Source organism: Pseudomonas rustica (genome assembly GCF_018336155.1).
GTDB classification, from domain to species: domain Bacteria; phylum Pseudomonadota; class Gammaproteobacteria; order Pseudomonadales; family Pseudomonadaceae; genus Aquipseudomonas; species Aquipseudomonas rustica.
Window position 1 is genome coordinate 302555 of sequence record NZ_JAGYHF010000001.1, and the last position, 23273, is coordinate 325827.

Consider the following 23273-nt stretch of genomic DNA (forward strand, 5'->3'; position numbering starts at 1 on the left):
AGCACAAAAAAACCGGACAGCTGACGATGTCCGGTTCGGAAGGCGTTTGAAACAAAACAGGCAGGCGGCGCTGACGGCATGGGGCCGTTGCGAGACGCGGACTCCGCGTGGGAGTGCGATGGAGATTCGCTGCATCACTTCACCTGTTTTGTTCTTTTTAAGTGTGAGTGCGTGTTACTGCTGGAGCCGACTATAAACCCGTCGGCCAAATAATCTCAATATATAATTTTGCATCCCATATTTTGGGATTTAACCAGCAAAGCGCGTACAGAGTTTTCCCGGTACATCAACGCGCATCGACAGCACTGCACCGTCCAGAGGATGGTTGTGCGGGCTCTGGGCGCTGGTGATGTACAGTGTTTTCAGGTCATCGCCACCGAACACGCAACTGGTCGGGCGGCTGACAGGCAACTCGATTTTGCGCTCGACTTTGCCCTCAGGCGTCAGGCGCAGCAGGCAGCTGCCATCCCAACGGGCATTCCACACGTAACCTTCGGCGTCCATCGCCGAACCGTCCGGGCCGCCCTGTTGGTCGGGGCCGTACCAGGTTTCGGCGGCACCGAGATGGCCGTCCGTTTGAATGAAATAGCGATGTAGCGTGCTGTCCATGCTGTCGCCGAACAGAACTGTGGTGCCGTCGTCACTCCACAGCAGCGTGTTGGGAATGCCCAAACCGCGCAGCAATGGCGTGACGCGTTGATCCGCATCGACGCGGAACAGGCCACCGGAGCGGCGAGTGATCGGCAGGTCTTCGCCATTTTCGCCGATGTTGTTTTGCATGGTGCCGAGCCACAAACGGCCTTGGCCATCGCAACGCGCTTCGTTGGGACGATTGCCGGGTTGCGGGTCGGCGACGCAGAACAGGGTCAGGCGCGGTTCGAGGCCGGGGGAATCGAGGTCGAGGCGATAGACGCCGCTGCTGAGCGTGACCAACGCATCGCCGCTGGCGCAGGGGATGAACGCGGAAACGTGCTCGGGCATTTGCCAGATTTGTACGTTCTGGCCGATCAGGCGCAGGGCCTGTTTGCCGGCGATGTCGACCCAGTACAACGCCTGGGTCGGCGCGTCCCAGAACGGGCCTTCACCGAGTTGGGCGCGGTGTTGGGTCAGGGCGGTGCACGGCATATCCATTCCTCAGTTATTGTTGTTTTGCACACAGATTTGTAGGAGCAAGGCTTGCCCGCGAAGAGGCCGTTTGATCCGGCATCTTGGCTGACTGACACTACGCATTCGCGGGCAAGCCTTGCTCCTACAATGGGTCTTTGTGTGTTCAGCTGGCTTTTTTGTCGGCCATGACTTTCGGGTAAAAACGTTTGATCGCCAGGTCGGCGTTATCGATCAAAGTCATGCACGCCCACACACCTCGTGCGGAATCCCGGGCAGCGATGGCGTCGGCCATGTCTTTGTGGATCGGTAATGTGCGGCGCAGTTCATCGGGATCGGCGGCAGACACTTCAAACGACACCGCCAACAACGCGCCGAGCGCCGGCACCATTTGTTCAATGAATTGATTGTGACTGGCCGCGAGGATGCATTCGTGAAAGACCTGATCGGCGCGGTTGTAATCGATGCCGCTGTCGACCGCGCGTTCGAGGGCGTTGTAGGCCAGTTGAACGGCTTCGATCTGTTCGAAGGTGGCGCGTTCGCAGGCCCAGCGTACGGCCATCGGTTCGATGGTGCGGCGCAGATCAAGCAGGTCATCGACGAAGTTTTCCGGCAAGCCGTTGCGCGACAGCCAACCGACGACTTGCGGATCGAACAGATTCCAGCGCCGAACCGGCAGCACGCGGGTGCCAACTTTCGGCCCGACTTCGAGCATGCCTTTGGCGACGAGGGTTTTGATTGCTTCGCGGATCACCGTGCGACTGACGCCGAGCTGTTCACCCAGATCCGCCTCGACCTTGATGGTCTGCCCAGGTTTGACCTGGCCGGCGGCGATCCAGCTGCCGAGCCAGTCAACCGTGGATGCGTGGAAGCTGCTGGACATGAACACCTCAAAGCGGAGTGCGATGGGTGGTAAAGCTAATCATCATATGATTGGGTGTCAACAAAATCCCCTGTAGGAGTGAGCCTGCTCGCGATTGCGGAGTGTCAGTCACCACAAGGATTGACTGATCAACCGCTATCGCGAGCAGGCTCACTCCTACAGGGGGGATGTGTGTCTCAGGGTTCGAGGCCGATGCGGAAGAACTCGCCGCCGCTCCACACGCCCAGCCAGCGCTGGCCATCGATTTCGCGGCTGACCGCCAATTCCACCATTTGGTAGAACACATTGCGGTGAATCAACGCCTCAAGATTGGTACGCACATGCACATAAGGTGCAGGCTCTTGCGTCGTCGGATCAATCTCGACGCGGATCGGATGCTCAGGCCCGGCCTCAGCCGTCTCATCCACATTGGTGGTAAAACGCAAAAGCTGCGCCTCACCCTCGCCTTCCACCTCAACGGCAATCGCCACAAACGGCGCGTCGTCGACCTTGATCCCGACCTTCTCGACCGGGGTAATCAGGAAATAATCATCGCCATCGCGGCGCATGATCGTCGAGAACAGTTTGACCATCGGTTTGCGCCCGATCGGCGTGCCCAGGTAATACCAGGTGCCGTCGCGGGCGATGCGCATGTCGATGTCGCCGCAGAAGTCCGGGTTCCACAAGTGCACCGGCGGCAAGCCTTTGGTTTTGGGGATTTGTCCCAACAGGTCATTGGCTTTTTGCGGGCCACTCATGGCGTTCTCCTTGAATTTATTGGTCGCCGATCCCCAACAGGCTGCGCGCGTACTGTGCCAGCGGCGGGCCAATGAGGTCTTCGGGTTTATTGTCGTGGAACGTCAGTAAACCGCCACGACTTTTGATGCGTGCAGTATCAATCAAATACTGGGTGCTGGTCTCGATCAACATGATCTGAATCACGCCACCGTCAATGCCGAGACGGTCGACCGCTTCTTCATCGAGCCATTCATCAGAGTTACCAATGCGATCGTCAGCCTTGGCGAAACGCGTGTACAGCAGGTAATGAGCACCGGCATCGCGTGCTTCGCCCATCGCTTGATCGAGGCCTTCCGGCGCGCGAGCGCGGCGCACCATCGGGAAGTATTCGACGAAACCCTTGAAGGCTTCTTCGGCGACCACGTTTGGACGAGGGTAAGAACCGCCCGGCGGGGCGAACGCGCCTTGGGCGATGTAGATGAACGAATCAGGCTGAATGCGGAAGTTGTTCACGCGACGGCTGTCGCTGTGATCGAGCAAACCGGCGTCGCTCATCTGGTAGCGAGTGCCTTCGGCCATATCGCTGACAGTCATACAGCCGCCAAGCGCCAAAACGGCCAGCAGCAAAACCAGGCTACGCATCCTATTCCTCCAGAGGCCGGTGACGGAAAACCGGCGAATGGCCGTTGGATGCAGCTTTTGCGCCAGCTCTGTTTTTTCGTTGTGTTGTTAGTTAGATCGTATTCGCGAGCAAGCCCGCTCCCACACAGGAACACATTCCAAGGTGGGAGCGGGCTTGCTCGCGAAAGCGGCTGATCAGCCGCCGATAATCTTCATGACGGTCGCACCGCCAGAGAACGCCACTTCCTGCTTGTCGCCCAACGCCTTGACCAACAAACGCTGCAGCGCTGGCAACGCCTGATGACGCGGCTTATCAAGCAGATCACCGACATAGTGGCGGTTGCTCGACGACAGGCAGCCATGCAGCCAACCCGTCGACGACAGTCGCAAGCGCGAGCATGTCCGACAGAACGGCACGCTTTCGTTGGCGATCACGCCGAAGTTGCCCAGGCCAGGAATCGCATAGCGCACAGCGGTGGCATCGATCGGCGCATCAGTCTGCGCATACTCGTAGCGCTCGCCGATCAGGCTGAGCAATTGCTCAAGGCTGACGAATTGTTGCAGGAAGGCATTGGAGTCTTTGGCCAGGTGGCCCATGCGCATCAATTCGATGAAGCGCAGTTCGAAACCTCGTTGCAGACAGTAATCAAGCAGCGGCATCACTTGATCAAGGTTCTGCCCGCGCAACGGCACCATGTTGACCTTGATCTTCATCCCCGCGGCGGCGGCTTGATCCATGCCATCAAGCACGGTGGCCAGATCGCCGCCACGGGCGATGCTGCGGAAAGCGCCAGCGTCGAGGGTATCGAGGGACACGTTGATCCGGCGTATACCGGCATCGACCAGCAGCGGGAGTTTCTTGGCGAGAAGTTGGCCGTTGGTGGTCAGGCTGATGTCTTCCAGGCCCATCTTGCCGACGGCGGTCATGAACGATTCGAGTTTCGGGCTGACCAGCGGCTCGCCGCCGGTGATGCGCAAGCGCTCGATACCGGCCGCTTCGATCAGGTACTCAACGCCGCGCGCCATGGCTTCGGCCGACAGTTCATCCTGCGCAGCCACCAGCCGCTTGCCGTTGGGCACGCAGTAGGTACACGCGTAATTGCAGGCTGAGGTCAGGCTGATGCGCAAATTGCGAAAACGCCTGCCTTGACGGTCAACGATCATGATCACTCCGGCGGAAAAATTTCGAGCCGCTAAAACTTGACTCACAAATCAAGTTTTAGCAAGCCCTATGCCTGAGTATATTCCTGCGGTACTGCGACATGTAGCGAAATCATGGCGCAATAAGGCGGCTGAATGGCTCAGCTGCTTGGGGTTTCCGGGTCGCGCTTGCGCTTGTTGCCCATGCGCACGCCAATGTCCATCAGGAACTGGAAGAAACCTTCCTGATCTTCCAGCACGTTGCTCCAGAACGGCGAGTGATACAGCGCCACCGCGCCGTGCACCAGCGCCCAGGATGCGCAGTAGTGGAAGTACGGCGGCACGTCTTCGAGTTTGCCTTCGCTGATGCGGCCCTTGATCAACAGGGTCAGACGTTCGAAGTTCGAGGCACGGATCTTGTGCAGCTCTTCGACCATTTCCGGCACTTGATTGCCCTTGACCACCTTCTCTTCGAGGCGATCGAACAGGCGATAGCGCTGCGGGTCGCGCATGCGGAATTCGAAATAGGCGCGGGACAGCGCTTCCTTGTCCTTGTCGACGTCGGCCGAATGCAGCAGCTCGTTCAAATCGCGCTCGTAATCGAGCATCAGGCGCAGGTAGATTTCCGCCTTGGATTTGAAGTGCTTGTAGATCGTGCCTTTGCCGATACCGACGGCATCAGCAATCATCTCGACGGTGACACTGTCTTCACCTTGGTCGAGGAACAGCTTGAGCGCGGTATCGAGAATTTCTTGCTCGCGGCGACGAAACTCACGGACCTTACGAGGTTCTTTGTGCATAAGAAAAGGTCTGAAGGGTCAAAATTCGAAGCCGCGTATTATGCCTAACTTGCGCAAAAATGCACGGATCATCCGACCATATCTGCGTTTCTTGTTCATTTTGAGAACGTTTTGGACGCAATGAGAACTCAACTGAAGCAAACGTATTCCAAATTTGTTTAAAAACCCCGACCGGCTCACTGGACTGCACGCCAGACTGATCAATACTTGAACTGTCGGGCGACATCTCCCCCAAGTGTCGCGCCGATAAAGGTACCAACGGACCGCGTGCCTTTGTTTTACTCCTAATGGTCTTAACCCGGATTCACCCCCCAGAACCCGGGTTTTTTTTGCCTGCGATTTGACCCTTACCCAAGCTACCCGAACATCACACCTGTAGGAGCTGCCGCAGGCTGCGATCTTTTGCCCTTGCCTGTCAAAATCAAGATCAAAAGATCGCAGCCTGCGGCAGCTCCTACATGGCAGATTTAACGGAGGCCAGCGGGAACAGGCGTTTGAAGTTCTCGGTGGTCTGCTCGGCAAAGCGCTCGTAGTTCTCACCGCGCAGCATCGCGAGGAATTCCGCGACTTCACGCACGTATTGCGGCAGGTTTGGCTTGCCGCGGTACGGGATCGGCGCCAGGTACGGCGAGTCGGTTTCCACCAGCAAGCGATCCGCCGGGACTTTGCTCGCGACATCGCGCAACGCATCGGCATTGCGGAACGTGACGATCCCCGACAGGGAAATGTAATAACCCATGTCCAGCGCAGCCTTGGCCATGTTCCAGTCTTCGGTGAAGCAATGCAGCACACCGGCCTGAGGCAACGCCGCTTCGCGCAACAATTCGAGGGTATCGGCCCGCGCGCCACGGGTGTGGATGATCACCGGTTTGCCCGTCTGCTGAGCCGCTTGCAGGTGCAGACGAAATGACTCCTGCTGCAACTCAGCGGCTTCCGGCTCGTAGTGATAGTCCAGACCGGTTTCGCCGATCGCCACCACTTTCGAGTGATTGAGTTCGTGCAGCAACCAATCCAGCGCAGGCGCAGCGCCCGGCTGCACATCCAGCGGATGCACGCCGACCGAGCAATCGACGTCGTCGTAACGCTCAGCAAGGGCTTTGACGTCGGCAGCGTTGTCGGCACTGACGCCGATGCACAGAAAGTGCCCTACCCCGCGCTGCCGGGCGGCATCGAGTGCGGCATCCAGCGAACCGTCATGGGCGGCGAGGTCGAGGCGATCAAGGTGACAATGGGAATCTACGAGCATAAAAAGGACGGCTACTTACATCGTATGAGTGGGACGGTCGGACTTGAGGGCTCCGGCCAGATGGGTTTCGATGCGACTGCGCGCGGTGTTGTCGCCATCATTAAACTGCACGCCGACACCGGCGGCGCGATTGCCCTGCGCACCTTTGGGCGTGATCCAGGCGACCTTGCCGGCCACCGGAATCTTCTCCGCCTCGTCCATCAGGTTCAGCAGCATGAACACCTCGTCGCCCAACTTGTAGCTCTTGTTGGTCGGGATGAACAGACCGCCGTTCTTGATGAACGGCATGTAGGCGGCGTAAAGCACCGACTTGTCCTTGATGGTCAGGGACAAGATGCCATTACGCGGCCCCGGGCTGACGGGTTCATTCATGTTGACCTCCACTGCTGATGTTCAGAGTCTAGGTACACATTCTTATCTTTGGCCAGGCAATCCCGCCCATTGCACCAACAATGCCTCCAGCAGCAACGCCGGATTGAGGTTGGCCTTGCTCATGACTTTCTGCCGCTGCGCGAGAATCCAGTCCTGAATCTCGAGGACTTTGCCCTGCGCACTTTTCTGCGCCAGGTACTGCACAACTTTACGCATATCGGTCAGGCCGAGGCCCGCTTCATCCTGAGTCAGTTGATAACGCAGGATCAGGCTCGACCAGTCGCAGAACCAGTCGAACAGGCGCAGCATCGGAATGCTTTTCCACTCTTCGGCCAGTTGCGTCGGCGATTGCTGCTGTTTGAGCAACTTCTTCACGCCTTCGACCACTTGCGCGCGCTGTTCGCGCGCACCCTGGGATTGAAGACTGACCGCCATCAAGGGCGAACCGGCCGCCAGCGTCAGCAGTTCGACACGCTCATCTTCCGAACAGTCCGGCAACGCCTGAGCCAGCCATTGCAGGCTCATCGCCTCGCTCGGCAGCGGACAGGCCTGTTGCACGCAACGACTTTTGATCGTCGCCAGCAAACGGCTGGTCTGATGGCTGACCAACAGCAACACAGTATCGCCGGACGGTTCTTCAAGGCTTTTCAGCAAGGCGTTGGCGGCGTTGATGTTCATCGCCTCGACCGGCTCGATCAGCACCACTTTGCGCCCGCCCAGTTGCGCGGTTTGCACCACGAAACTGACCAGATCACGCACCTGATCGACTTTGATCGCCTTGTCGGCCTCTTCCGGTTCGAGGATGTAATTATCCGGATGACTGCCGGCCCTGAGCAGCATGCAGGATTTGCACTCGCCGCACGCTTCCGGGGTCGGACGCTGGCACAGCAGGCTCGCCATCAAGCGCTCGGCCAGCGCGCGCTTGCCGATCCCGGCCGGGCCGTGCAGCAAATACGCGTGCGCGTGCTGCTTACGCCCGGCCAGTTGCTGCCAGAGGCTGTCCTGCCATGGGTAGGCCTCAGCCACGGGCCAGCTCCAGCAAGTTCGGCAGCAAGGTATCCAGCGATTGCTGAACCTTGGCCAATGGTTGGCCGGCGTCGATGCGCACATAGCGCGCAGGATCGGCTTCAGCGCGCTTCAGAAACGCATTGCGCACCGCCTCGAAAAACGCCCGGCCTTCCAGCTCGAAACGATCGAGACGACCACGGGCGCTGGCGCGAGCGAGGCCGATTTCCACCGGCAGATCGAAAATCAAGGTCAGGTCAGGACGCAGATCGCCCTGCACGAAGTTCTCCAGCGTGGCGATGCGCTCCAGCGACAAGCCACGACCGCCGCCCTGATAGGCATACGTCGAATCGGTGAAACGGTCGCACAGCACCACTGCACCGCGGGCCAGCGCCGGACGAATCACTTCGGCCAAGTGCTGAGCGCGCGCCGCGAACACCAGCAACAACTCGGCATCCGGGTTCATGACTTCGTCGGCCGGGGTCAGCAGCACGTCGCGGATCCGCTCGGCCAGTGGCGTACCGCCGGGCTCACGGGTCAGCACCACTTCGATACCGGCGGCGCGCAAACGCTCGGCGAGGTATTCGCGGTTGGTACTTTTGCCGGCGCCTTCCGGGCCTTCCAGAGTAATAAACAAGCCAGTCACAGGCAGTCCTTAGTCAAAGTCATTGCGCGTTAGAGGGTGCAGCGGCGTCAGGTGCCGGGGTTGGCGCAGGTTCCTCGGCGGGAACTTGCGGCAACGCTTCCGGCGCGGTATCCGGTGATGCTGCAGGAATCGGATCTTGCGCAGATTCCGGTGTAACTGCAGGCGCCGGGCTGGAACGATAATCCGCACGACGCTTGAGCTGAAACTCACGCACCGCCGCGTTATGCGCATCGAGATCATCCGAGAACACATGACTGCCGTCGCCACGCGCGACGAAATACAGGCTGGTGCCATCGACCGGATTCAGCGCCGCATGAATCGCTTCACGCCCGACCATCGCAATTGGCGTCGGCGGCAGGCCGGGAATCACATAGGTGTTGTAAGGCGTCGGCTCTTTCAAATGCGCGCGGGTCAGCTTGCCGGTGTAGCGATCACCCAAACCGTAGATCACCGTCGGGTCGGTCTGCAACTGCATGCCCAACGCCATCCGCCGTACGAAGACCCCGGCAATCTGCCCGCGCTCTTGCGGGACGCCGGTTTCTTTTTCGACCAGCGAGGCCATGATCAGCGCTTGATATGGCTCCCGGTAAGGCACATCAGACGCACGTTTTTCCCATTCGCTGGACAGCACTTCATCGAGACGGTCGAAGGACTTTTTCAGCAACTCGGCATCGGTCATACCGCGCACGAAGCGGTAGGTGTCAGGGAAGAAACGCCCTTCCGGAAACAGGCCTTTGTGGCCAATCTTCGCCATTACGTCGCTGTCGCTCAAACCGCTCAGGGTCTGCTCGATTTTCTCGTCCTTGGCCAATGCAGCACGCACTTGATGGAAGTTCCAGCCCTCGACCAGGGTCAGGCTGTACTGAACCACGTCGCCGCGCTTCCACGAATCGATCAGACCGTTAACGGTCATGCCCGGCTGCATGCGGTATTCACCGCTGTGGATCGGTGTGCCGGCGAGGTTGAAGCGCCAGTAAACCCGTAGCCAGAACGCGTCCTTGATGACGCCATCGGTTTCGAGTTCGAGGAAAGTACGGGTGGGGGTAGAGCCTTTCGGCACATCCAGCAGCTCTTCCTGCGTGATGTTCAGGGGTTGTTCCAGTGCGGAGTGAATCTTCCAGGCGCTGGCGCCCAACAACAGCCCTGCCAGAACCAGTCCGGTTTCCAGCAGCAGCAAAAGTTTACGTCTCACGAATCAGGCATCCAGTAGCGCGCGGGCAATGGTTTGCAGTTTACGGGTGAGCGGGCCAACCGGCCAGCTCAGTGCAGCGTAGGCGCGTACCGGCCACACGCCATAAACACTGTTGCAGAGGAACACTTCATCAGCCCATTGCAGCTGTTCGAGGCTGATGTCGGCGATTTGCGTGGGGATGGCCAATGACTCGGCCTGAAACAATATTTCGGCGCGCATCACCCCGGCGACACCGCAGCGTCTCAGATCGGGCGTGATCAACACACCGTCTCGCACCAGAAACACATTGCTGAACACCCCTTCGATGACCCGACCAGCCTGATCGAGCATCAAGCCTTCAGCATGCTCGCTGTCCTGCCATTCGGCGCGGGCGATTACTTGTTCGAGTCGGTTGAGGTGTTTGAGTCCGGCAAGCAGCGGCTGGATAGCCAAGCGTGTGCTGCACGGAAACAGGCGAACGCCTTGTTCAGCATGAACAACGGGATAAGCCGCCGGTGGATTGCCTTGCAGAATGCGTCGGCCCGGCGCCGCAGGATCGGGCGCATAACCGCGCAAACCGTCGCCACGGGTGAGGATGAGTTTGAGCACGCCCTCGCCCATCGCTGCCGCATAGCTCAGCAGCTCATGACGAATCAACTCGATATCGGCGGCGATGGCCAGACGCGAACAGCCATCGGCCAGTCGCGTCAGATGCCGATCGAGCAGGATCGGTTGGCCGCCACGCACAGCAATGGTCTCGAACAGACCATCGCCGTAAGCCAGGCCGCGATCTTTCAGCGACAGAGCGTCAGCCGGTTGACCGTCGACCCAGCAGTCCATCAGCCTGCGAACCGACGGAACGCCAGGGTGCCGTTGGTGCCGCCAAAACCGAAGGAGTTGGACAGCACGACATCGATGTCCATGTTGCGCGCAGTGTGCGGCACAAAATCGAGATCGCAGCCTTCGTCCGGCTCATCGAGGTTGATGGTCGGTGGTGCCACTTGGCTGTTGATCGCCAGCACGCTGAAGATCGCTTCAACCGCGCCCGCCGCGCCCAACAGGTGGCCGGTCATCGACTTGGTCGAGCTGACCGCCAGCTTGTAGGCGTGCTCACCGAACACCGACTTGATCGCGTTGGCTTCGGCAAGGTCGCCGGCCGGAGTCGAAGTGCCGTGGGCGTTGATGTACTGCACTTGGTCGACGTTGATCTTCGCATCGCGTAGCGCATTGGTGATGCAGCGTGCTGCACCCGCGCCATCGGCCGGTGGCGAGGTCATGTGGAACGCATCGCCGCTGGTGCCGAAACCGATCAGCTCGGCGTAGATGGTCGCGCCACGTGCCTTGGCGTGTTCGAGTTCTTCAAGCACCAGTGCACCGGCACCGTCGGACAGGACGAAACCGTCACGGCCCTTGTCCCACGGACGGCTGGCACGGGTTGGCTCGTCGTTGCGGGTCGACAGCGCACGGGACGCGCCGAAGCCGCCCATGCCCAGACCGCACGCGGCCATTTCGGCACCGCCGGCAATCATCACGTCGGCTTCGTCGTACATGATGTTGCGCGCGGCCATGCCGATGCAGTGCGTACCGGTGGTGCATGCAGTGGCGATGGCGTAGTTAGGCCCCTGTGCACCCAGATGGATGGACAGAAAACCCGAAATCATATTGATGATCGAGCCTGGCACGAAGAATGGCGAGATTCGACGCGGGCCCGTCTCATGCAGGGTACGGCTGGTTTCTTCGATGTTGGTCAGACCGCCGATACCCGAACCCATGGCCACGCCAATGCGTTCACGGTTGGCGTCGGTGACTTCCAGACCGGAGTTGCGCACGGCTTGAAAGCCGGCGGCGAGACCGTACTGAATGAACAGGTCGAGCTTGCGTGCTTCCTTGACCGACAGGTATTCCTCGACATTGAAGCCCTTTACCGAGCCGCCAAAGCGGGTGGAATAGGCAGAAAGGTCGGTGTGTTCGATCAGACCAATGCCACTGCGGCCAGCCAGAATGCCCTGCCAACTGCTCGGCACATCCGTGCCCAGTGGCGACAACATACCCATACCGGTGACTACGACGCGTCTACGCGACACAGCACTCTCCTTTTTCAAATGACGACGACTTTGCATCAGGCCTAAAGAAAAAACCGCACGCCATGATGGCAGTGCGGTTTTTCCATGACAGCAAACAACGATTACAAACTATTACGCCTGGTGGCTAGTAACGTAGTCGATTGCAGCTTGTACAGTAGTGATCTTCTCAGCTTCTTCGTCAGGGATTTCGGTCTCGAATTCCTCTTCCAGAGCCATCACCAGCTCAACGGTGTCAAGGGAGTCGGCACCCAGGTCTTCTACGAAGGAAGCGGTGTTAACCACTTCTTCTTCTTTAACACCCAGTTGCTCGGCAACGATTTTCTTGACGCGCTCTTCGATGGTGCTCATACCTTGTTTTCACTCCTAATGGACAAATTCAGGCAGCTGGCCAGTGGGTAAGTGTATAGAAAGACTTTTCAGCTTTTCAACTGAAAGCTTCACTCCTCAAACCCGGTGGCCCTCTGCCTATAAATAGATTGCAGCTTTATAACGGATTTTAGACAGCTCGTATGACATTTTTTTGAAGCAATCCGTCACATTTTACTTACATGTACATCCCACCGTTCACCGGGATTGTAGCCCCAGTGACGTATGCCGCACCGTCGGATGCAAGAAAAGCGACCACAGACGCGATCTCTTGAGCTTGTCCCAGACGACCCAGCGGAATCTGCGTCTGCAAGGCTTCACGCTGTGCTTCAGGCAGTTCGCGGGTCATATCGGTGTCGATAAACCCTGGGGTTACCGAGTTGACCGTAATCGAACGCGAACCGACTTCACGCGCCATGGCACGGCTGAAACCTTCCAGACCGGCCTTGGCGGCTGCATAGTTTACTTGGCCAGCGTTGCCCATGGCACCCACTACCGAGCCAATACTGATAATTCGACCCCAGCGCGCCTTGGTCATGCCGCGCAGAACGCCCTTGGACAGGCGGAATAGACTGTTCAGGTTGGTATCGATCACGTCGTACCACTCATCGTCTTTCATGCGCATCATCAGGTTATCGCGGGTGATGCCGGCATTATTGACCAGGATCGCCACTGGTGCACCGAACTGCTCCTGAATGCTCGCCAGCACAGCGCTGACCGATTCATCGCTGGTCACGTTCAGCTCAAGGCCAGTGCCCTGAATACCGTTTTCCTTCAGGGTTGCAGCAATGCGCTCAGCACCCGAAGCCGAGGTCGCGGTGCCAATAACGATGGCGCCCTGACGACCCAGTTCCAGCGCGATGGCCTGGCCGATGCCACGGCTTGCGCCGGTGACCAGTGCAACTTTACCTTGCAGACTCATGCAAGTTTCTCCTGATTCAGGCTTGCGCTGCGCGAGCGGCAGCGAAAGCGTCTGGGGTATTGAGGTTGGAAGTCGCCACGCCTTCAGCGCAACGTTTGTTCAGACCGGCGAGGACTTTGCCCGGGCCGCATTCGACCAGATTGGTCGCGCCCTTGGCTGCCAGCGTCTGTACCGATTCAACCCAGCGGACTGGCTTGTAGAGTTGTTCGAGCAGATCACGCTTGAGGGTTTCCAGATCAGCCGGCACTTGCGCGCTGACGTTCTGTACCACCGGAATCTGCGGCGCCTGCCAGTTAATAGCGGCGATGGATTCGGCAAAGCGCTCGGCGGCCGGACGCATCAATTCGCAGTGCGACGGCACGCTTACCGGCAGCGGCATCGCGCGCTTGGCACCACGGGCCTTGCAGCCTTCGATGGCGCGCTCAACGGCAGCCTTGGCACCGGCGATAACGACTTGGCCAGGCGAGTTGAAGTTGACGGCGCTGACCACTTCACCTTGCGCAGCTTCGGCGCAGGCTGCCAGCACGTCAGCGTCCTCCAGACCGAGGATGGCGGCCATGCCACCCTGCCCGGCCGGAACCGCTTCCTGCATCAGTTGACCACGGCGCTCAACGAGCTTGACCGCGTCAGCCAGCGTCAGGCTGCCAGCAGCAACCAGCGCGCTGTATTCGCCCAGGCTGTGACCGGCAACAAAGGCCGGGCGCGCGCCACCTTCTGCCAGCCACAGACGCCACAGGGCGATCGAAGCGGTCAGAATGGCCGGTTGGGTTTTATCGGTTTGATTGAGCAGCTCTTCCGGGCCCTGCTGGGTCAGTGCCCACAGGTCATAGCCCAGAGCAGCGGAGGCTTCTTGGAATGTTTCGAGGATCAGCGGGTATTGCGCGCCCAGCTCGGCCAGCATGCCGAGGGACTGCGAACCCTGTCCTGGAAAGACGAATGCGAGGGAAGCAGACATGTAACAAGCCCCTAATGATCTTGTCGTCGGAAAATGACGCCCCGCTTGGGGACGCAAGAAACTGACAGTTGGATGGCCCTTTGAACCGGGCGGTCACATTTAAGCATTGTCCGACGAAAACGCCTAAGACAACAAATCCTCCAGACGACCGTGGAGACGTTCGGGCAAGTTCTCTTGAATCTCGATCAGCGCACGCTGGATCGCACTCTGGAAGCCCTGAACACCGGCCGAACCGTGACTTTTCACGACGATGCCCTGCAAGCCGAGAAAGCTTGCGCCATTGTGTCGCGCCGGCGCCAGATCCGCCTGCAAACGCTTCATCAATGGCAACGCCAACGCACCGACTGCACGGGACGCCAGATTCTTTTTGAACAGCGCCTCGATGCGCGCAGCAATCATCGTCGCCAGGCCTTCGCTGGATTTGAGCAGAATATTGCCGACGAAACCGTCGCACACCACCACATCCGCCTCGCCGCGATACAACCCATCGCCTTCGATGAAGCCGATGTAGTTGATGCCACGAGCAGCCTGCAACAACGTTGCCGCCAGCTTGACCTGCTGGTTACCCTTGATGTCTTCAGTGCCGATATTCAGCAGCGCCACACGCGGACGATTAATCCCCAGCGTCTGCGCCGCCACCGAACCCATTACCGCAAATTGCAGCAGATGCTCGGCACTGCAATCGACATTGGCACCCAGATCGAGCAACTGGCAAAAACCCTTCTGCGTCGGAATCGCCGCCACCATCGCCGGGCGATCAATACCCGGCAAGGTCTTCAGCACAAATCGCGACAGCGCCATCAACGCACCGGTATTGCCGGCACTGACACAGGCTTGCGCCTTGCCATCACGCACCAGCTCCAGGGCGACACGCATCGACGAGTCCGGCTTGCCACGCAAGGCTTGAGTCGGTTTTTCGTCCATGGTGATGACTTCGCTGGCACCCACAATCGTCAGGCGCGCGCGATCGGCAGCCGATTGGCCGTGGATCAATTCTTCAAGAAGGGAGGGTTGACCGACGAGGGTCAGGTGCAGCGAGGGCGTAGCAGAAAGGCAAGCAAGGCTGGCCTGAACAATGCTGCGGGGACCGAAGTCCCCGCCCATTGCGTCAATCGCGATGACTTGAGCGGACAAGTGATTACTCGTCAGCGCCCTTGTCGATCACTTTACGGCCACGGTATACGCCTTCTGGCGATACGTGGTGACGCAGGTGAACTTCACCAGTGGTTTTTTCTACAGACAGGGTGCTAGCCTCGAGAGCGTCGTGCGAACGGCGCATGTCACGGGCAGAGCGGGATTTTTTGTTCTGCTGAACAGCCATAATTGATTAACTCCTAAACGTTTGGGTCACGCTTTAACTGCGCCAATACACTGAACGGGTTGGACCGCGTTGACTCGTCCTCGCTCGGTTCGGGCTCATCGAGACCCGCCGGCTGCTGGCATTCTTCCGGATGATGAGCAGGCACAATGGGCAAGGCGAGCAGAAGCTCCTCCTCGATCAGTGACTGCAGATCCAATGGATCTTCGCCCAGTTCCAGCACGTCATAACCTTTCGGCAACGACTGGGTATTCGCACCCTCTTTCACCACAGCATAACTGCATTCGCTGTGGATCGGCAGGGTGACCAGCTCAAGACAACGCTGGCAAACCATTTTGACCTCGGTGTCGATAAAGCTGTGGATCACCACAGATTTACGTTCATCTCGTTCAAAAACGAATTTCGCCTGCACCGTACCGACATCGTCGGAAAGCGGGTCGCAGAGTCTCTTCAAATCGGCTAGCAGCAATTCACCTTGAAGGGTGGTGCCACGATCAGCCAATTTGCGCGGGTCAACGTGAGGTGGAATCGGGTCATTCAACATAGGCGCAGCATTATAGGGATGCACCCACCCATGTCAAAGGAAATTGTTCCCTGTCCGTCACTTGCACGCCTCCGCTAGAATTCGCACCTGCCTCAGGAGACACGAATGCTGCCTTTATTACTCGCTTCAAGCTCGACATATCGTCGCGAATTGCTCGCCAGACTGCACGTGCCGTTCGTCTGCTCCTCGCCGGATATCGATGAAAGTCATCGTCCGGGCGAGCCAGCCATCGAACTGGTCAAACGCCTCGCCGAACAAAAAGCCCGGGCACTGGCCGACAGTCATCCTGCGCACTTGATCATCGGCTCTGACCAGGTTGCCGTGCTCGGCGAGCAGATCATCGGCAAGCCGCACACCTTCGAGAAGGCCCGCGAGCAACTGATGGCCGCCAGCGGCGCCAGTGTGACCTTCCTGACCGGCCTGGCACTGCTCAACAGCCAGACCGGTGAATGCCAAGTCGACTGCGTGCCGTTTACCGTACACATGCGCCAGCTCGATCAGGCGCGCATTGAGCGCTATCTGCGTATCGAGCAGCCTTATGACTGCGCTGGCAGCTTCAAGGCCGAAGGGTTGGGGGTGAGCTTGTTTCAGTCTACTGAAGGGCCGGACGCGACCAGCCTGATCGGCCTGCCATTGATTCGGCTGATTGACATGTTATTGGCTGAGGGTGTGCAGATTCCTTAAAAACAAAAGATCGCAGCCTTCGGCAGCTCCTACAAGGGAATGTAAAACCCTGTAGGAGCTGCCGCAGGCTGCGATCTTTTGATCTTTACAACGAATTAACGCAACGAAGGCCCGTGGAAACCCATCCACATCGCCAACTGCTCAGCCACGCTGGCGCCAAGCTTTTTCGAGAAGCGATCAAACGGCGATTCCTGAACGGTGAAATCCACCAGTTCTTTCTCGCCAATCACGTCACGCGCAACCGAGCTGGCATTGCCCAGCCCATCGATCAAACCTAACGGCAGCGCCTGCTCGCCCGACCAGACCAGCCCGGAGAACAGCTCCGGATGCTCTTTGTCCTTCAGACGATCACCACGACCCTGCTTGACGCTATTGATGAACTGTTTGTGCGTGGTATCCAGCACCGTCTGCCAGAACGCCGTTTCATCCGGCTTCTGCGGCTGGAACGGATCGAGGAACGACTTGTGCTCGCCCGAGGTGTACGTGCGACGCTCAACGCCAAGCTTCTCCATGGTGCCGACAAAACCGTAACCGGCCGCCGTCACCCCGATCGAACCGACCAGACTCGCCTTGTCGGCATAAATCTGATCCGCCGCGCTGGCGATGTAATAAGCACCGGAGGCACCCAGGTCGGAAATCACGGCATACACCTTGATATCCTGGTGCAGGCCGCGCAGGCGCTTGATCTCGTCATACACATAACCTGACTGCACCGGACTGCCGCCCGGGCTGTTGATACGCAGGACGACACCTTTGACCTTCTTGTCCTCAAACGCTGCGCGCAGACTGCCGACAATATTATCGGCGCTGGCCGGCTCCTTATCGGCGATCACCCCGGTGACATCGATCAACGCGGTGTAGTTATCGCTACGGGTGGCGCTTTTTTCCATGTCCATCAGCGGCGTGAACAGGATCAGCGCAATAAACAGATAAACAAACGTCAGCAGCTTGAAGAAGATCCCCCAGCGCCGCGAACGGCGCTGCTCTTGCACGCCGGCCAGGAGAGTCTTCTCCAGCAGCTTCCAGCTTTTCTCGTCACCGCCGTCGGCATCTGCCTTGGCTGGTGCTTTCCATTCGTCGGTCATGCCATCCACCCCAGCAAAAACGTATTAAGCCTGCTGCGCCAGCCAGGCATGCAATTCGGAAAAACGGTCGATCGACAGGCGCGGCTCGAACTGCTGCAGCGATTCGATCGATTGCGCGCCATAACTGACCGCCACCGAATCCATCCCCGCGTTACGCGCCATCAGCAGATCGAAGGACGAATCGCCAACCATCAGCGCCTGTTCGGCGCGCACGCCGCAATGAGCAAGGATCTGCTCCAGCATCAGAGGGTGCGGCTTGCTCGCAGTTTCATCGGCAGCGCGGGTGATATCGAAATAATCTTCCCAGCCATTGGCCTTGAGCACTCGATCCAGACCCCGGCGATTCTTGCCGGTGGCCACAGCCAGGTGATAACCCTGCTCGCGGAACGACGCCATCGACTCGACGACCCCTTCGAACAACGGCGAAGGCACGGCTTCGGCGGCGATGTAGTGATCAGCGTAATACTCGCGAAACAAGGTCATTTCGGCGTCGCTGATCTCGGGATACAAGGTGCGGATCGCCTCAGGCAGGCCCAGGCCGATGATGCCTTTGACGGCGAAATCATCGCGCAACTCGAAACCGGAACGCCCGGATGCCGAGTGCATCGCCTCGACGATCCGATGGATGGAATCGGCCAGCGTGCCGTCCCAATCAAAAATCAGCAGCTTGTAATCAGATGGGCGCACTCAATCGCTCCACGGTCTTGGCCCACATTTCGTCGACCGGCGCCTGCAAGGTCAGCTTGCCGCCATCCGGCAGCGGCACGGTCAGCATGTAAGCGTGCAGAAACAGACGCTTGCCGCCCAGATCACGGATTTCCTTGGTGAAATCTTCATCGCCATACTTGCTGTCGCCAGCAATGCAATGGCCAGCATGCAAGGTGTGCACGCGAATCTGGTGGGTGCGACCGGTAACCGGTTTGGCTTCGACCATGGTGGCGAAATCACCGAAGCGGCGCAGCACCTTGAACATCGTCAGGGCTTCTTTGCCTTCTTCGTTGACTTCGACCATGCGCTCGCCGGAACGCAGGTTGCTCTTGAGCAATGGCGCGCTGACTTTCTTGATCGAGGTCGCCCAGTTGCCACGCACCAGCGCCATGTAGCGCTTGTCGACGCCATCACCACGCAATTGCTCGTGGAGGTGACGCAACATGCTGCGCTTTTTGGCGATCATCAGCAGGCCGGAGGTGTCACGGTCGAGACGGTGAACCAGCTCCAGCTCTTTGGTATCCGGGCGCAACTGACGAAAGGCTTCGATCACACCGAAATTCAAGCCACTACCGCCGTGAACCGCAATGCCCGCGGGCTTGTTGATCACGATCAGGGCTTTGTCTTCGAAGACAATCGAGGCTTCCAGGCGCTGCAACAGACCCTGGGCCAATGGCACCGGTTCGTCGCGCTCAGGCACGCGAACGGGCGGCACGCGCACGATATCGCCGGCCTGCAGCTTGTATTCGGGCTTGATTCGACCCTTGTTCACGCGCACTTCGCCTTTGCGCAAAATGCGGTAAATCAAGGTCTTGGGCACGCCTTTGAGCCGGGCGAGAAGGAAATTGTCGATTCGTTGGCCGGCATACTCCGGCGAGACTTCAAGCAATTGAACGCCTGGAGTCGAAGGGGCAGTAGTTGTCATGCCGCGGATGATAACAATTTTTATGGAATTGAAGCACTTAATCATTGCTGCTATAGTCGCGAACGCCGCCAAAAGCGGCCTGGACAGCGGCACCACGGTCAAAAACCGGCCCTGACCATCGCAATTCACCAGGACGCGAGGCCGTCCTACGGGGCTTTTGCTACGTAACGGTGGAGTTTGCAGTTGTAACAAGCGCAGGTGACATGAGGCCTGAATTACACCGTCGAGCAGAGTTTTTACTCGCCTGACAGGCAGATATTCACGGCCAGTTCACAAAGTGCAGTCAACCGCAGATGACCCCGAGCGAAAGCTTCGGAAACACCGCCTGATTAGCCATGATGCGTGACCTCCCCTTTCGGAGCTCACGGTAAATGCCAACCCGCTGCGGATTCTGCGCGCGGCAGCACCCGAATTATCAGGGATACGTGTAGGGTGGAGATGCACAACCGCTGGACTGTGTAGCAATAGGCTTTATCAAGACGCTTCATCTCGTCCACAGCCACGGTTGATTCCTCCTCCTGACTGAGTGCTTAAGTAGCCACAGCAAGCAGGACGCGTACGTCGCTATATCGGCCCAATTGGCCGCATATCGCTGGACACGGGAATGGCCAACCACTCCCGACGCACCTGACACCGACCGTGAGAAGTCGTGTGTGCCGAACGCCGTTTCCGGCAGCCCGGAAACCGACGGTACTACATGAAAAGAATGCTGATTAACGCAACTCAACCCGAAGAGTTGCGTGTTGCACTGGTAGATGGCCAACGCCTCTACGACCTGGACATCGAATCCGGTGCACGCGAGCAGAAGAAGGCCAACATTTATAAAGGCCGTATCACTCGCATCGAACCAAGCCTTGAGGCTGCCTTTGTCGATTTTGGCTCTGAGCGCCATGGCTTCCTGCCCCTCAAAGAAATCTCCCGCGAATACTTCAAGAAAGCCCCCGAAGGCCGCGTCAACATCAAGGACGTCCTGAGCGAAGGCCAGGAAGTCATCGTTCAGGTCGAAAAAGAAGAACGTGGCAACAAGGGCGCAGCCCTGACCACCTTCATCAGCCTGGCCGGTCGTTACCTCGTGCTGATGCCGAACAACCCGCGTGCCGGCGGTATCTCCCGTCGCATCGAAGGCGAAGAGCGCAACGAACTGCGTGAAGCGCTGAACGGTCTGGTTGCACCGGCCGACATGGGTCTGATCGTGCGCACTGCCGGCCTTGGCCGCAGCAGCGAAGAAATGCAGTGGGACCTCGATTACCTGCTGCAACTGTGGACGGCTATTAAAGAAGCCTCGCTGGATCGCTCCGCGCCATTCCTGATCTATCAGGAAAGCAACGTGATCATCCGGGCCATCCGCGATTACCTGCGCCAGGACATCGGCGAAGTGCTGATCGACAGCGTTGAAGCCCAGGACGAAGCCCTCACCTTCATCCGCCAGGTGATGCCGCAGTACGCCAGCAAGATCAAGCTGTACGAAGACAGCGTGCCGCTGTTCAACCGTTTCCAGATCGAAAGCCAGATCGAGACCGCTTTCCAGCGCGTCGTTGAACTGCCTTCCGGCGGCTCCATCGTTATCGATCCGACCGAAGCCCTGGTGTCCATCGACATCAACTCCGCGCGCGCCACCAAAGGCAGCGACATCGAAGAAACCGCTCTGCAAACCAACCTTGAAGCCGCCGAAGAAATCGCCCGTCAGTTGCGCCTGCGCGACATCGGCGGCCTGATCGTCATCGACTTCATCGACATGACCCCTGCCAAGAACCAGCGCGCCGTGGAAGAGAAAGTCCGCGAATGCCTGGAAGCCGACCGCGCTCGCGTGCAGATCGGCCGCATCTCGCGCTTCGGCCTGCTGGAAATGTCGCGTCAGCGCCTGCGTCCATCGCTGGGCGAAAGCAGCGGCATCGTTTGCCCGCGTTGCAACGGCACCGGCATCATTCGTGACGTTGAATCGCTGTCGCTGGCGATCCTGCGCCTGATCGAAGAAGAAGCCCTGAAAGACCGCACCGCCGAAGTTCGCGCACAAGTGCCGATCCCGGTGGCCGCGTTCCTGCTCAACGAAAAACGCAACTCGATTACCAAGATCGAACTGCGCACCCGTGCTCGCATCGTCATTCTGCCGAACGATCACCTCGAAACGCCGCACTTCGAAGTTCAGCGCCTGCGTGACGACAGCCCGGAAGCCGCGACCAACCAGTCCAGCTACGAAATCGCTGCCGCCGCTGCTGAAGTTGAAGAAGTTCAGCCAGCCGCCGCGACCCGCACCCTGGTTCGCCAGGAAGCCGCGGTCAAAACTGCACCGGCTCGCGCCAACGCTCCGGTGCCGACCGAAGTGGCCGCACCTGCTGCTGCTGCGCCGGCTCCGGCTGCCGCGCCAGAACCAAGCCTGTTCAAAGGTCTGGTGAAGTCGCTGGTCAGCCTGTTCGCTACCAAAGAAGAGCCAGTTGCTCCGGCCGTGGTTGAAAAACCGGCTGCCGAGCGTCCAGCCCGTAACGAAGAGCGTCGCAACGGTCGTCAACAGAGCCGCAACCGTAATGGTCGCCGCGATGAAGAACGCAAACCGCGCGAAGAGCGTGCACCGCGTGAAGAACGCGCCCCACGCGAGCCGCGTGAAGAGCGTCAACCTCGTGAAGCCCGTGAAGTTCGCGAGCCGCGTGAAGCCCGTACCGAAGCAGCGCCAGCCGCCCGTGAAGAACGTGCGCCACGTGCGCCGCGTGAAGAACGTGCACCGCGCGCTCCGCGTGAAGATCGCAAGCCACGTGGCGAGCGTGAAGAACGTGTACGTGAACTGCGCGAGCCACTCGACGCCGCTCCTGCCGTGACCACCGAGGTGGCTGCTGAAGAGCGTCCGGTTCGTCAGCCACGCGAAGAGCGCGCACCGCGTCCGCCGCGTGAAGAGCGTCAACCGCGCGCCGAACAGGCCGCTGCTGCCGTCGCTGAAGAAGAAGTGAACACCAACGAAGAGCAACTGCCGGAAGACGGTTCGGAGAGCGCCGAAGGCGATCGCCCACGTCGTCGTTCGCGCGGTCAGCGTCGTCGCAGCAACCGTCGTGAGCGTCAGCGTGATGCCAACGGCAACGTGATCGAAGGTTCGGAAGAATCCGAAGCCGGCGAAAACGCTGAAGAGCCAAGCACTGCCGATCTGGCCGCCGGCCTGGCTGTTACCGCAGCCGTTGCCAGCACCGTGATCAGCGCTCCGGCCGAAGCCCAAGCCTTTGAGCAAGCCGAACGCGCCACCGCTGCTGTTCAGGAAAACGCTCCAGTGGAAGCGCCGGTTGTTGAAGCGACCACTCCAGTAGAAGTGGATGCTGCTCCGGAAGTCGAAGTGGCTCCTGTTCAGGAAACACTGCCTCAGGTAGAGCCGGCGCCAGTCGTGGTTGCTGAGCCGGTGGTTGAAACCGTCGCTGAAACCGTGACCGAAACCGTGCGTGAAGTTCGCGAAGAGCAGACCGCTTTCAACTGGGTCGCCGAGCCGGTTGTCGCTGAAACGCCAGCGCCAGTGGTTGAAGCGCCGGTTGTTGAGACGCCAGTGTTCGAAGCACCAGCGTACGAAGCGCCTGTTGCCGAAGCTCCAGTGGTTGAAGAGACCAAAGCTGCCGAGCCAGTGGTTGTTGCTGAACCAGCTGCAGTCGTCGAAGCGCCGGTAGTTGTCGAAGCTCCTGCTCCGGTGGCTGAAGTGGCTCCGGTCAGCGCTCTGGCTGCAAACGGTCGCGCACCGAACGATCCTCGTGAAGTGCGTCGTCGCAAGCGTGAAGAAGAGCGCCTGCAGAAGGAAGCCGAACAGGCTGCCGCTGCTGCTCCGGTTGCAGAAGTCGTCGCTGAACAAGCGGTTGTTGAAGCAGTCATCGCTGAAGCGCCTCGCTCCGTTCAAGACGCAGCAGAGCATCACGAAGAAGCCCAGGAAAAAGAACACGAGCCTAAACCTCTCGTCTGATTCCTGAAGCTGTAAAAAAGCCCCGCCCGGTGAAAGCCTGGCGGGGCTTTTTTTA

General features: G+C 59.1%; 24 protein-coding genes. 2 read left to right on the forward strand and 22 right to left on the reverse strand.

Annotated elements, in window-relative coordinates; genetic code table 11:
* Positions 1-249 precede the first annotated feature (249 nt).
* The 19 genes from KFS80_RS01350 to KFS80_RS01440 all read right to left on the reverse strand — a co-directional run bounded on the left by KFS80_RS01350 (position 250) and on the right by KFS80_RS01440 (position 15894).
* The gene (locus tag KFS80_RS01350) at positions 250-1125 is read right to left on the reverse strand and encodes an SMP-30/gluconolactonase/LRE family protein (RefSeq protein WP_212543780.1); all 876 of its coding nucleotides are present in this window, start codon (positions 1123-1125) and stop codon (positions 250-252) included.
* Positions 1126-1270: 145 nt separating this feature from the next.
* Positions 1271-1987 carry a FadR/GntR family transcriptional regulator gene (locus KFS80_RS01355; RefSeq protein WP_053122577.1) on the reverse strand — a complete coding sequence of 239 codons (717 nt, stop codon included), beginning with the start codon at positions 1985-1987 and terminating at the stop codon, positions 1271-1273.
* Positions 1988-2163: 176 nt separating this feature from the next.
* The gene (locus KFS80_RS01360; protein WP_212543781.1) at positions 2164-2724 is read right to left on the reverse strand and encodes a DUF1285 domain-containing protein; all 561 of its coding nucleotides are present in this window, start codon (positions 2722-2724) and stop codon (positions 2164-2166) included.
* A 16-nt stretch (positions 2725-2740) separates the two neighbouring features.
* Entirely contained in the window at positions 2741-3346 is a 606-nt protein-coding gene (locus KFS80_RS01365) for a DUF4823 domain-containing protein (RefSeq protein ID WP_053122582.1), read from the reverse strand.
* Positions 3347-3520: 174 nt separating this feature from the next.
* On the reverse strand, positions 3521-4489 hold the full coding sequence (locus KFS80_RS01370) for a GTP 3',8-cyclase MoaA (protein WP_159811500.1): 969 nt from the start codon (positions 4487-4489) through the stop codon (positions 3521-3523).
* A gap of 137 nt (positions 4490-4626) precedes the next feature.
* Positions 4627-5265 carry a TetR/AcrR family transcriptional regulator gene (locus KFS80_RS01375; protein WP_007908276.1) on the reverse strand — a complete coding sequence of 213 codons (639 nt, stop codon included), beginning with the start codon at positions 5263-5265 and terminating at the stop codon, positions 4627-4629.
* 454 nt (positions 5266-5719) lie between these two features.
* Positions 5720-6511 carry a TatD family hydrolase gene (locus KFS80_RS01380; RefSeq protein ID WP_212543782.1) on the reverse strand — a complete coding sequence of 264 codons (792 nt, stop codon included), beginning with the start codon at positions 6509-6511 and terminating at the stop codon, positions 5720-5722.
* 15 nt (positions 6512-6526) lie between these two features.
* A complete protein-coding gene (locus KFS80_RS01385; RefSeq protein ID WP_007950801.1) occupies positions 6527-6883 on the reverse strand; it encodes a PilZ domain-containing protein in 357 nt (118 codons plus the stop codon).
* Positions 6884-6925: 42 nt separating this feature from the next.
* On the reverse strand, positions 6926-7909 hold the full coding sequence (locus KFS80_RS01390; protein WP_212543783.1) for a DNA polymerase III subunit delta': 984 nt from the start codon (positions 7907-7909) through the stop codon (positions 6926-6928).
* Positions 7902-8534 (reverse strand): dTMP kinase, encoded by a 633-nt coding sequence (gene tmk, locus KFS80_RS01395; RefSeq protein WP_212543784.1) that lies wholly within the window; start codon positions 8532-8534, stop codon positions 7902-7904. The genes KFS80_RS01390 and tmk overlap by 8 nt, the downstream gene beginning before the upstream one ends.
* Before the next feature lie 19 nt (positions 8535-8553).
* Entirely contained in the window at positions 8554-9726 is a 1173-nt protein-coding gene (mltG, locus tag KFS80_RS01400) for an endolytic transglycosylase MltG (protein WP_212543785.1), read from the reverse strand.
* 3 nt (positions 9727-9729) lie between these two features.
* Positions 9730-10545 (reverse strand): aminodeoxychorismate lyase, encoded by an 816-nt coding sequence (gene pabC, locus KFS80_RS01405; protein ID WP_212543786.1) that lies wholly within the window; start codon positions 10543-10545, stop codon positions 9730-9732.
* Positions 10545-11789, reverse strand: coding sequence for a beta-ketoacyl-ACP synthase II (fabF, locus tag KFS80_RS01410; RefSeq protein ID WP_053122604.1), 1245 nt, complete (start codon positions 11787-11789; stop codon positions 10545-10547). Before fabF ends, pabC begins: the two co-directional genes overlap by 1 nt.
* A 111-nt stretch (positions 11790-11900) precedes the next feature.
* The gene (gene acpP / locus KFS80_RS01415) at positions 11901-12137 is read right to left on the reverse strand and encodes an acyl carrier protein (RefSeq protein ID WP_003175607.1); all 237 of its coding nucleotides are present in this window, start codon (positions 12135-12137) and stop codon (positions 11901-11903) included.
* 196 nt (positions 12138-12333) lie between these two features.
* Entirely contained in the window at positions 12334-13077 is a 744-nt protein-coding gene (gene fabG / locus KFS80_RS01420) for a 3-oxoacyl-ACP reductase FabG (RefSeq protein WP_007908254.1), read from the reverse strand.
* Positions 13078-13093: 16 nt separating this feature from the next.
* Positions 13094-14032 carry an ACP S-malonyltransferase gene (gene fabD, locus KFS80_RS01425; protein ID WP_212543787.1) on the reverse strand — a complete coding sequence of 313 codons (939 nt, stop codon included), beginning with the start codon at positions 14030-14032 and terminating at the stop codon, positions 13094-13096.
* A gap of 123 nt (positions 14033-14155) precedes the next feature.
* Positions 14156-15166 (reverse strand): phosphate acyltransferase PlsX, encoded by a 1011-nt coding sequence (gene plsX, locus KFS80_RS01430; RefSeq protein ID WP_082341469.1) that lies wholly within the window; start codon positions 15164-15166, stop codon positions 14156-14158.
* 4 nt (positions 15167-15170) lie between these two features.
* Entirely contained in the window at positions 15171-15353 is a 183-nt protein-coding gene (gene rpmF, locus KFS80_RS01435) for a 50S ribosomal protein L32 (protein ID WP_003179396.1), read from the reverse strand.
* Positions 15354-15366: 13 nt separating this feature from the next.
* Complete coding sequence (locus tag KFS80_RS01440; protein ID WP_008086273.1) at positions 15367-15894, reverse strand: YceD family protein; 528 nt, start codon at positions 15892-15894, stop codon at positions 15367-15369.
* A gap of 105 nt (positions 15895-15999) precedes the next feature.
* Here KFS80_RS01440 and KFS80_RS01445 point away from each other — a divergent pair, with 105 nt between their 5' ends.
* Entirely contained in the window at positions 16000-16578 is a 579-nt protein-coding gene (locus KFS80_RS01445) for a Maf family protein (protein WP_212543788.1), read from the forward strand.
* 95 nt (positions 16579-16673) lie between these two features.
* Here the strand turns inward: KFS80_RS01445 and sppA are convergent, their stop codons facing one another.
* From sppA to rluC, 3 genes are read right to left on the reverse strand one after another with little or no spacing between them, the layout of a single operon-like run.
* Complete coding sequence (gene sppA, locus KFS80_RS01450; RefSeq protein ID WP_212543789.1) at positions 16674-17663, reverse strand: signal peptide peptidase SppA; 990 nt, start codon at positions 17661-17663, stop codon at positions 16674-16676.
* A 24-nt stretch (positions 17664-17687) separates the two neighbouring features.
* On the reverse strand, positions 17688-18350 hold the full coding sequence (locus tag KFS80_RS01455; protein ID WP_053122618.1) for an HAD-IA family hydrolase: 663 nt from the start codon (positions 18348-18350) through the stop codon (positions 17688-17690).
* Positions 18337-19296 carry a 23S rRNA pseudouridine(955/2504/2580) synthase RluC gene (rluC, locus tag KFS80_RS01460; RefSeq protein ID WP_045123283.1) on the reverse strand — a complete coding sequence of 320 codons (960 nt, stop codon included), beginning with the start codon at positions 19294-19296 and terminating at the stop codon, positions 18337-18339. Before rluC ends, KFS80_RS01455 begins: the two co-directional genes overlap by 14 nt.
* A gap of 697 nt (positions 19297-19993) precedes the next feature.
* On the opposite strand from rluC, the gene rne reads away from it, so the two are divergent.
* Positions 19994-23218, forward strand: a complete 3225-nt coding sequence (gene rne, locus KFS80_RS01465; protein WP_212543790.1) for a ribonuclease E — start codon at positions 19994-19996, stop codon at positions 23216-23218.
* Positions 23219-23273: the final 55 nt, after the last annotated feature.